Below are 9149 nucleotides of genomic sequence, written 5' to 3' on the forward strand. Positions count from 1 at the left end.
TGCTGGAGCAAGGGCCTGCTTTGGTACAACCTTCTCGTCATACAAGCGCTTCCAAAAAGTGAATAGCTGCCGGTATTGATCGTCATTTACCGTTGCCTTAGACCAGTCATCGCTAATTGGGAAGTGTCCAATCATATTCTGGAATGACCAATGTGTCCAGCCGATATCTGCGCTTCCCGGCACGGAAAGTCCGAACCGCCCTGGCTTGCTTAACACTTTGCCCGCTTCAATTAATTCATCCCACGACTTAGGCGGACTGTTCGGGTCCAAACCTGCTTCCTCAAAGAAATCCTTGCGGTAAAACAGCAATTCATAAGGCTCAACGAATACAGGAAATGAATAATGTTTGCCGCCGATCATAATTAGTTCATTGATGTTATCGTATAGATCCTCGAACACCTTCGGCTCGATATAATCATCAAGAGCAGCTACCATCCCTTGCTTCATGTTCATCGGAATGCTCGCATAGTTGGAATATGAAATCTGCGGAGCGCTTCCGTTGGACTGCGCCGCCTTTAGCTTTTGCTGCCAAGCGTCTTGCGGAACAAATTCGAGCTTTACCTCAATACCAGGATTGCTTTTATTGAATTCATTTGTCCATTTTGTAAACCATGCTGTAATGCCTTTATCTTGTGGAGTAATCCAGAATGGAATAGTTACTTTTGCTTCTTGCGGCTTATCTTGATCTGGCTTATTTGATTTTCCGTTTGAGCTGCAGCCTGATAGGATCATGACTACAATTGCAATTAGCAGTACTGCAACTAATGTCTGATGGAATTTTCTGGAATGGTTCACTTTGATCCCTCCCCGTATGGTAAAACATGCTCTGCCTGCTTGACTTCATAATCGCATAGCCGTTGTAGCAACAGTTCCATGAAAGCCTCGCAATCTACCTCTACGCAAATTTCTACGTTTGCATCCTCTTGCTGCTGGGCGATCGTCTGACCTGTCGGATGGCGGTGATCATATTCAATATGCACCTTCATCCTCTTGGTTTTCACGAAGCTCCTGTTAATTAGAAGCGCTACAGCAAGCGGATCATTCATCGCCGTATAGTCATGCTTATACCAATCAAGCCAGCGTTCCACCAGCTTGACAAGAATGAGATTAAGCGGCTTTCCAGTAGCCGTGAGACGATCCAGGTGCGTGCGATCCAGCAATACTTTACGTGTCACATCCAATCCCACCATAACGATAGGAGCGCCGCTTCCGAATACAATGGAAGCCAACTCAGGGTCTCTGCTAATATTGTGCTCGTAATAGTCCAGCTCTGATGCATTGCTGCCAATTCGAGCCACTCCGCCCATAAGTATGATTTCCTTCACATTTTGGGCGACTTTAGGCTCACGAATAAGCGCAGCGGCGATGTTTGTCAGCGGCCCGATCGGAACCAGCGTTATTTCGCCCGGATTGTTCATAACCGTGTCGATTATGAAATCCACCGCATGCTTATCTTCGAAGCCCAGCTCCTCATCCCGCTCATCCAAGTGAAGAATACCCTCGCCTTCATGACCAAGCCACCAGATTTCCCGATTCCGCAGCAGTGTCTCCCGGATGCCGGAATAGATGCGAATATCTTCTCTGCCGCCTAGTTGCAATATTCTTCTCACCATTCTGGACCGCAAATCGACATCCCCGTAAACGGTTGTAATACCCTCCACCTGAATTTCCGGTGAAAACATGCTAAGCGCTACGGCCATTGCGTCATCCACATCTGTGCCGATATCCGTATCCAAAATCATGCGTTGCAATTGTGCCAATGAAATGACCCCCTTAGATGTAAGCTCTTACATAATGCTTCAAAAAAATAATCTTGTTTTAAGCTCAGCTTTAATCTTTAATCCGACTTGGATTATTATTAAGAAACTTTTCGAACCGGTTCTAAAATGATTATCACACAGCCTTTTTAATTGTCAATGGACGGATTCGTTTGCAACGCCACCATTATTTCAAAACACGGGAGCTTTATAAGCACCATTTAAAGCAGTGAGCCATTAAGCATGGCTCACTTTCACACTGGAATCCCGAACGATAAGACGCGGTTCGAGCTGCACTTTTCGAAGCGGAGAAGTATTCCCCTCCTGAATACGCTGCAGCAATAATTCCGCTGCAATCCGGCCCACTTCCCCGGTAAGATTGGATACGGAACTGACTTTCGGCCGGGCAATGGTCGACCAGCTGATATCATCCACACCCACAACCTTAATGTCTTCGGGAACACGAACGCCCCGCTCGATCAACCCTTGGATGAGACCAATAGCTATCATATCATTCGCGGCATAGACACCATCGGGGAGCTCAGGAAGACCGGCGAAATACTCAGCAGCCTGAATACCCGTATTCAGCGAAAAATCCGTACCCACAAAAACATTGGACGGGTTCACCTTCAAGAAATTTGCGTTCAAAGCGTTCTCGTATGCATCGTACCTCATCCCTTGATGCTGCTGCCTTGGCCCTCCAGCATATGCAATATTTGCACAACCGATACGGATCAAATGCTCCATCGCTAGCATGCCTTCCGGCTTGGTCAAATACACCATATCTGCATTGACGTCATCGCCAATATTGCCGATTAAGCAGACCGGTACGGATGAATGATTAATATATTTTTTCAAAGCTTGCGGATAACTTATGGAGAGCAAAATAAGACCGTCAATATGCATCTCATTAGTATGACGGATTAACGACAGTTCCTCGGTAGGGTTGCCGTAATGATTGATCAGCACAAGCCGGTATCCATTGTTTTTGGCAACTTGCTCTACCGCCCAAGCCAGTTCGGGATAATACGGGTTGCGGATATCATCAATACCAAGCGCTATCTGATATTTCATATTCGTCTTCAGACTTCTAGCTATCATATTTGGCTTAAAGCCAAGCTCTTCAATTGCTTTCAGCACTTTAGTCCGCGTAACGGGTTTTACGCCCGGTACATCGTTTATAATGCGCGACACCGTGGATTTTGCTACACCTGCAAGTTTGGCGACGTCTGCAATCGTCACATGATCAGATTTTTCGTTCATCTTCTGCTCCTATGGTTTATTCTAAACCGCAATTTATGAAACCGGTTCGATTATTGTTATTATGACATGAAAACTATTACTCATCAACTTTTCGTTTATTTTGGTCGTCAAAAAAAACGTCAAAGGCCTTTTCTGCCTTTGACGTATACTCTTTATTTATGCTTGTTCAGCTAAAAATGATTAGCTGCGATTGTGCCCTCCAGCTGCTTTCCCGGAAATCCCCGTACAGGCTGTTCGATGCCGTGCTGCATGAATAAGCCATTTGCCCGGACAGATCCACCAGCGTTAATCGGTGTCCGTGTTTTGCTCCAGTATCGATACCGAGTCGTCCGGGGGCATGCCAGAGCTCGCCGGGTGCTGCTCCCATTTTATGCGTTGGCGTATGACCAAACACAATATTGGCGGGAAAGTCGAAGTCACCGCCCCAAAACGGCTCGCGGATCGTCGTTAAATCCGTCTGGCTTTGCCGATTCAGCCGGATTCCGGGGCGAATGCCAGCATGTACATATAAGTAAGAACCAGACTGCGCAAAGAAAGGCAGTGATTCAATAAATTCTTGTTCAGTGATGACCTTCTGCGCTTTTCGCGAATCCCTCTCCGCACTAAGCGCAAGCAGTTCAACCTCCATATTGCCGGCCAGTGCAACAGCACCCTCGTCGCACAGCTTTTTGACGTACGTTAACGACTCCCAAGTCACGGGATCTGCATCAATGTAGTCGCCAAGCAGCGCAAGCTTGTCTTTGCCAGGCTGGTAGCCCGCGCCTTGCAGCAGCTTTTCCATTCCTTCCACATGACCGTGTATATCGGAAATGACGAATTGTCGTGACATATAGGCTCTACCTCTCGTTATGCTGCTCCCGCGGAAATAAAAACATATGGGAGACCTTGATGTGCAAATAGCCTTCTGTTCCCGCTTCCAGAGACTCCTCATGAAGAAAAGACAGCTGTTGACCGTCTGCCGCCTTGGCAAGAACGCGTACAAATTTCCCTTCATACACACTGTGTAGAACCGTTACGGGTAAACCTCCCTCGACAGGATCGGTCATGAAGACCGCTGCATCCGGCCGGAAAAGCAGCTCCGCCTCATCTCCTGAGGCAGCTGTTCTTGCAGTCCAAGTACCTCTAATTTCTTGCCCTCCAATAGTTATCCCGATTGCGCCTCCGGCAATCCCAACAGCATGTCCTTTCAACCGGTTGCCAGCTCCCAGCAGCATGGCCGCTGATCGTGTTGCCGGACGCTCATAGCAAGCTTTTGGAAGATCGATCTGATCGACTGCCCCCGCACGCATTATCATCAGCCGGTCCGCCATTGCAAATGCCTCGTCAGGATCATGCGTAACATGGAATACGGTTGTACCCAGCCGGCGGAACAAATAGGCCATCTCCGTCCGCATCTCGATCCGCAGCCGCATATCGAGATTGGAGAGCGGCTCGTCGAGCAGCAATAAATCCGGCTTTGTTGCCAAGGCCCTTGCAATCGCAACCCGCTGCTGCTGGCCGCCCGACAGCTGTGGAGGCAGCCGGTCTTCCAATCCTTGCAGATGAAGCAGCGCCGTTAGCTCCGCGATTTGCTCACGAATAGCGGCTGACTGCACCTTTTGACGGCGCAACCCGTAAGCGATATTGTCATAGACGCTCATATGGGGCCATAAGGCATAATCCTGAAACACCATATTAATGCCCCGCTTCTCCGGCGGAATGGAACGGGAACCAGCCGCAGCCACTTTGCCGCGCAGCTTGATTTCGCCGGCATCGGGATTTTGCAAGCCTGCAATTAATTGCAGCAGCGTTGATTTGCCGCAGCCCGATGGCCCCAGTACGCTGATGATCTCGCCCTTTTGCACTGAGAAATGAATGTCGCGCAGCGCAGTGTGCGCACCGAATGATTTTTCAAGCCCATTGACTTCCAATATCGTATTCATTGCGATGATCTCCTTTGACGCTTCCGCGCAGGTTTAAATATCAGTTCCATAGCGGCAATAATAAGGATGACAAGGCCGCCGCCGGTCAGCGTCGCTGCAGCCGCATAGCCGAACTTCAAATCCTCAAACGCTTTATTAATGACGACAGGCAGCGTCATGAAATTTGGCGGGTACAGAATCGACGAGATCGCAAGATCGAACACGCTTGCTCCAAAAGCTGCCAGTCCGGCATACAATAGCGCTCCCTTAATTAACGGAACGAGTACGGAGCTCATTCGCGACAGGAAACCTGCTCCTTGCATTTGGGCAGCGGACAGCAGCTGTCTCGGCACCTTGGCCATCGCCCCTACGACAACCCTCGTTATGACCGGGATAACACCAGCAACGCTTGCGAGCACCAATATCCATGGCGTGCCGTACAACAGCAGTCCGATCTTTTCCAGCCAAGCCTGATTCCATATGAAAATATACCCGATACCCAGCACGATGCCCGGCACAGCAAGCGAGACGAGCGAGATGACATCAATCGCTTTACGGAGCTTAAATTCCGAATAGTTCAGAACATATGCAACAAGGAAACCGACAACGAGTCCAATAATAGCAGCTACAGCCGCAATTTCGAGCGAATGAATAAGACCGCTTAGCAGATTGCCATCCGTGGTGAATAGTGCCTTGTAATGCTTCAGCGTTAATCCTGATTTTGCATCTGCTGAAGCGTTGGACGAAATCGACATTAACAGATTGGAGCCGAACGGAATGCCTAGCACGACCGCTAGAAACAGCAGGTTGCCCCCCATAAGCCAATATGCGCCTTTAGCTGGCCATTTCGGCACTGAACGAATCGCCCGCGAGGACAGGAAATCGAATCTCGATTTGCGCATCGCATACAACTGCACGCTCATTGCCACAGCGATTAGTAATACAAGATAGAAGGACAACGCCCCTGCCATATCAAATCGGATCGGCGACGTGTACAGTGCTGAATAAATGGAATAAGGCAAGGTTGGGAACCGGAAAATCGTCGCAATCGAAGCAGGCATGCCGAAATCGCCAACCGTATCCATAAAGACGAGCATAGCGCCGGAGCAAATAGCTGGAAGCAGCAGCGGCGCCTGAATCGTCCGCCATACCGTCCAGCGGGAACCGCCGGATAAACGCGCTGCATCGCTCAGCTGCTCAACTTTCCACTCCAATGCGGCAAATACCGTCAAGTAAGCCATCGGAAATTTGCTTAACGTCATCACAATGATCAGTCCAGCCGGCTGAAATACGAGCTGATGCAGACCGCTCCAGCCAAGCCATCTCGTCGCCAGCCCGTCGGACGAGGCGAACATCACCCACCCTTGGGCCAAAATAAATGAAGGTGTAATGATCAGAATCCAGACGGCGATATCCAGCAGCTTAGCTGTTGGAAACGTCCATTTCGAACGAACCATCGCAAGTGCAACACCTAACAGCGTACCGAGTACGGTAGTTCCTACGCCTAACACAACCGAATTTTTCAACGAGACATACCATAGCGGCCTGCGGAATACATCAAGCAGCAAGGATAAATTGCCGATTTCAAGATTGCCGAAAAAAACGCCGGGCAGCAGCACTTGGATGACAACGGCGGCAAGCGGAAGCAGAATAAGCAGAAACAGAACGGCTAGCACGAGCCAGCCGGTCCGGTTTCCTTGCGCTTTTAATCGAAACATCGGTTACTTCACCGCTTTGTCAGCGAACCATTGTTTAATTTCGCCTTCATGCTCGCCAGCCCATGCTGCTTCAGCGACAACAAGTTTTGCATTCGCAGCGCGATCGGACTTCTCTGTCACTCCATTGGCAGAAGCCTCGAAGTAGCTTTCTTCCCCTTTGTCGATCAGTGCTTGCTGCGTTTTTGGATCCAGTATAAATTCCACAAAAGCTTTAGCCGCATCGGCATGCTTCGTATCTTTCTGAATAGCTGCTACGCGGACTGAGGCAGGTGCGCCTTCTTCCGGCCAAATGATTTCAATGGGCTCACCGGCATTTTTCAGCGCATAGGCATTACTCTCTTGCAGCGCAGCTGCTTTAATCTCACCGCCAGTCAACGCTTTAGCGACGTTTGGATTTTTCGGGTAAACATGAAGATCATTTTTCAACAAGCTGTCAAAGTAGCTCTTTGCGCCATCCATACCTTTCGTTTGGAAAAACCAGGCGACGAACGGGAAGGCAGGTGCCGCTACCGCCGGGTCAGCCATACCTACGTCTCCTTTGAATTTAGGGTCAGCCAGATCCGCCCATGTTTTTGGAGCGGAATTCGCATCAAATGCTTTCGTATTGTAGACGATGACGGCTGCAGCATGCGCGCCAGTCGGATAATACGTTTTGTTCTCCGGTACAAAGCCTTTAGCAAAATCCGTCAGTTGATCGACATTGCTTGGCGACCAGCCTTCAAGCAGCTGTCCGTTTTTACCCATTTGATCGATTGTTGGCATTGCATCCATCCAGACAACATCCCAGTGAGGATTGCCTTTCTCTGCTTCAATACGTGAAGCGATCTCTGCTCCGTTGCCGCTTACCAGCTCCAGCTTGTAGCCCGTCGCCTCTTCAAACATCGGCTTAATAATTTCGTCAAAGTCATTCAAGTAGACAACGAGCGGTTCATCCTTGGACCCCGTGTCGGCTACCGGACTCGCTTCAGCTCCACCATTCAGATTTGGAGCGTTTGACGCTCCTGAATTGTTCGGAGTCCCTCCGTTATTCCCGCATGCTGTAATCGATATCGCCACCGTAAGCAAACCAATAAGTAAAATCCCCTTTTGTCTAGCCTTCTTCAACATTTCATTACCTCCCGCTATGTTCTTCTTCCTTACTTAGATTAAGGACAAATTGTAAATGGAGGATTAAAGGAATGATAAGATTAAATTAAATGTATCTATATATATTGATATTATTATCGAATATATCTATATTAGTTTCGAGGAGGGATGCGCTATCAACATTCAACAGCTTCGCGTTTTTGTCCAGGCAGCCCGTCTGTCCACGCTGACGGAAGTAGCCACGGAGCTTGATTTGAAGCAGCCGACAGTAAGCTTTCATTTAAAAAAACTCGAGGAAGATCTGGGGCTCAGCCTGTTTCATAAGCAATTGCGCCAGTTTCAGCTGACAGACGCCGGACAAACCCTTTTACCCTATGCCAAACGAATATGCGCACTCATGGATGAATCATCACGGCTGATGAAGGAACATCGCGAGAAAGGCCGGGGCCAGCTGAAAATCGGTGCCAGCTATACACCGGCAACTTATTTTTTACCGCCCTATTTGGCTGCCTTTCAATCCGGTTATGAAAATGTAGTGCCGCTCTTAACGGTCAAACACGCCGGTGCGGTCATGACGCTGCTTCGCGAATATCAGATCGATGTCGCCGTCGTTTCCTTGCTTCATACCGATGTGGAAGGCTTAGAGACGATTCCGCTGACCGAAGATGAGCTGAAGCTGGCATTGCCGAAGACCCACCCTCTAGCAAGCCAAGCGGCCATCTCCGTCGATGATCTGAAGGGACAAGCTTTTCTGCTCCATGAGCATGGCTCCACAACCCGCGAGCTGGCGGACAGCTGGGCGAAAGACAATGGCTTGCAATGGACGATCGGCATGGAGCTAGGCGCCATTGAGACGATTAAGGAATCGGTCAAGCATGGCATTGGCGTTGGCATTCTCCCGTGGCGCAGCGCCATGAAGGAAGCAGCAGCCGGTGAAATTGTATTGCTGGATCTGCCCGGGCAGGTGAAGCAGCGGCAAATTTGCTTAGTGTACCGGAAAGAAGACGTTATGGCGTATCAGGTGCGGACTTTTATCCAGTTTATGAAGCTTTCCTGCCTGCCGGCGGAGGAGACGCACAGCTAGATTTTTTTGGGGGTTGCGCCACGCAAAACAAACCAGGACCGGGGGGCGCTGCTTGCATTGTCGCTGCGCGTTTTGGTTCATGCTGCCGTTCTTGATTCCATTGTCTCATCGCTTTCACGATGAATAATGGATAGAATCTGCAAAATGTCATCATGAACTCAAAACGCTCCGCTTACCCTCTCATGCAACAGACAGATCAAGACCGCTCCACTAATCCTGGGTCACAGTGCGTTTTGGTTCATGCTGCCGTTCTTGATTCCATTGTCTCATCGCTTACACGATGATCAATGAATAGAATCTGCAAAATGTCATCATGAACTCAAAACGCTACGCTTACCCT

8 protein-coding genes are annotated in these 9149 nt (G+C 49.3%); 1 reads left to right on the plus strand and 7 read right to left on the minus strand.

Annotation, left to right across the window (positions count from 1 at the left end):
• From TY10_RS10475 to TY10_RS10505, 7 genes are all read right to left on the minus strand, one after another.
• On the minus strand, positions 1–795 hold a 795-nt coding region (locus tag TY10_RS10475), incomplete at its 3' end, for an ABC transporter substrate-binding protein (RefSeq protein WP_042163013.1).
• Positions 792–1760, minus strand: coding sequence for a nucleoside hydrolase (locus TY10_RS10480; protein WP_238327535.1), 969 nt, complete (start codon positions 1758–1760; stop codon positions 792–794). The genes TY10_RS10475 and TY10_RS10480, both read right to left, overlap by 4 nt.
• A 234-nt stretch (positions 1761–1994) precedes the next feature.
• A complete protein-coding gene (locus TY10_RS10485; RefSeq protein ID WP_042163015.1) occupies positions 1995–3020 on the minus strand; it encodes a LacI family DNA-binding transcriptional regulator in 1026 nt (341 codons plus the stop codon).
• 166 nt (positions 3021–3186) lie between these two features.
• A complete protein-coding gene (locus TY10_RS10490; RefSeq protein ID WP_052350475.1) occupies positions 3187–3849 on the minus strand; it encodes a metallophosphoesterase in 663 nt (220 codons plus the stop codon).
• A 7-nt stretch (positions 3850–3856) separates the two neighbouring features.
• Complete coding sequence (locus TY10_RS10495; protein WP_042163017.1) at positions 3857–4942, minus strand: ABC transporter ATP-binding protein; 1086 nt, start codon at positions 4940–4942, stop codon at positions 3857–3859.
• A complete protein-coding gene (locus tag TY10_RS10500) occupies positions 4939–6639 on the minus strand; it encodes an ABC transporter permease (protein WP_042163019.1) in 1701 nt (566 codons plus the stop codon). The genes TY10_RS10495 and TY10_RS10500 overlap by 4 nt, the downstream gene beginning before the upstream one ends.
• Before the next feature lie 3 nt (positions 6640–6642).
• Positions 6643–7746 (minus strand): ABC transporter substrate-binding protein, encoded by a 1104-nt coding sequence (locus TY10_RS10505; protein WP_042163021.1) that lies wholly within the window; start codon positions 7744–7746, stop codon positions 6643–6645.
• A 160-nt stretch (positions 7747–7906) separates the two neighbouring features.
• On the opposite strand from TY10_RS10505, the gene TY10_RS10510 reads away from it, so the two are divergent.
• Positions 7907–8809: a LysR family transcriptional regulator gene (locus TY10_RS10510; protein ID WP_272945284.1), complete on the plus strand. Its 903-nt coding sequence runs from the start codon at positions 7907–7909 to the stop codon at positions 8807–8809.
• The last annotated feature ends 340 nt before the right edge of the window (positions 8810–9149 follow it).

This window comes from Paenibacillus gorillae, assembly GCF_000513275.1.
GTDB classification, from domain to species: Bacteria; Bacillota; Bacilli; order Paenibacillales; family Paenibacillaceae; genus Pristimantibacillus; species Pristimantibacillus gorillae.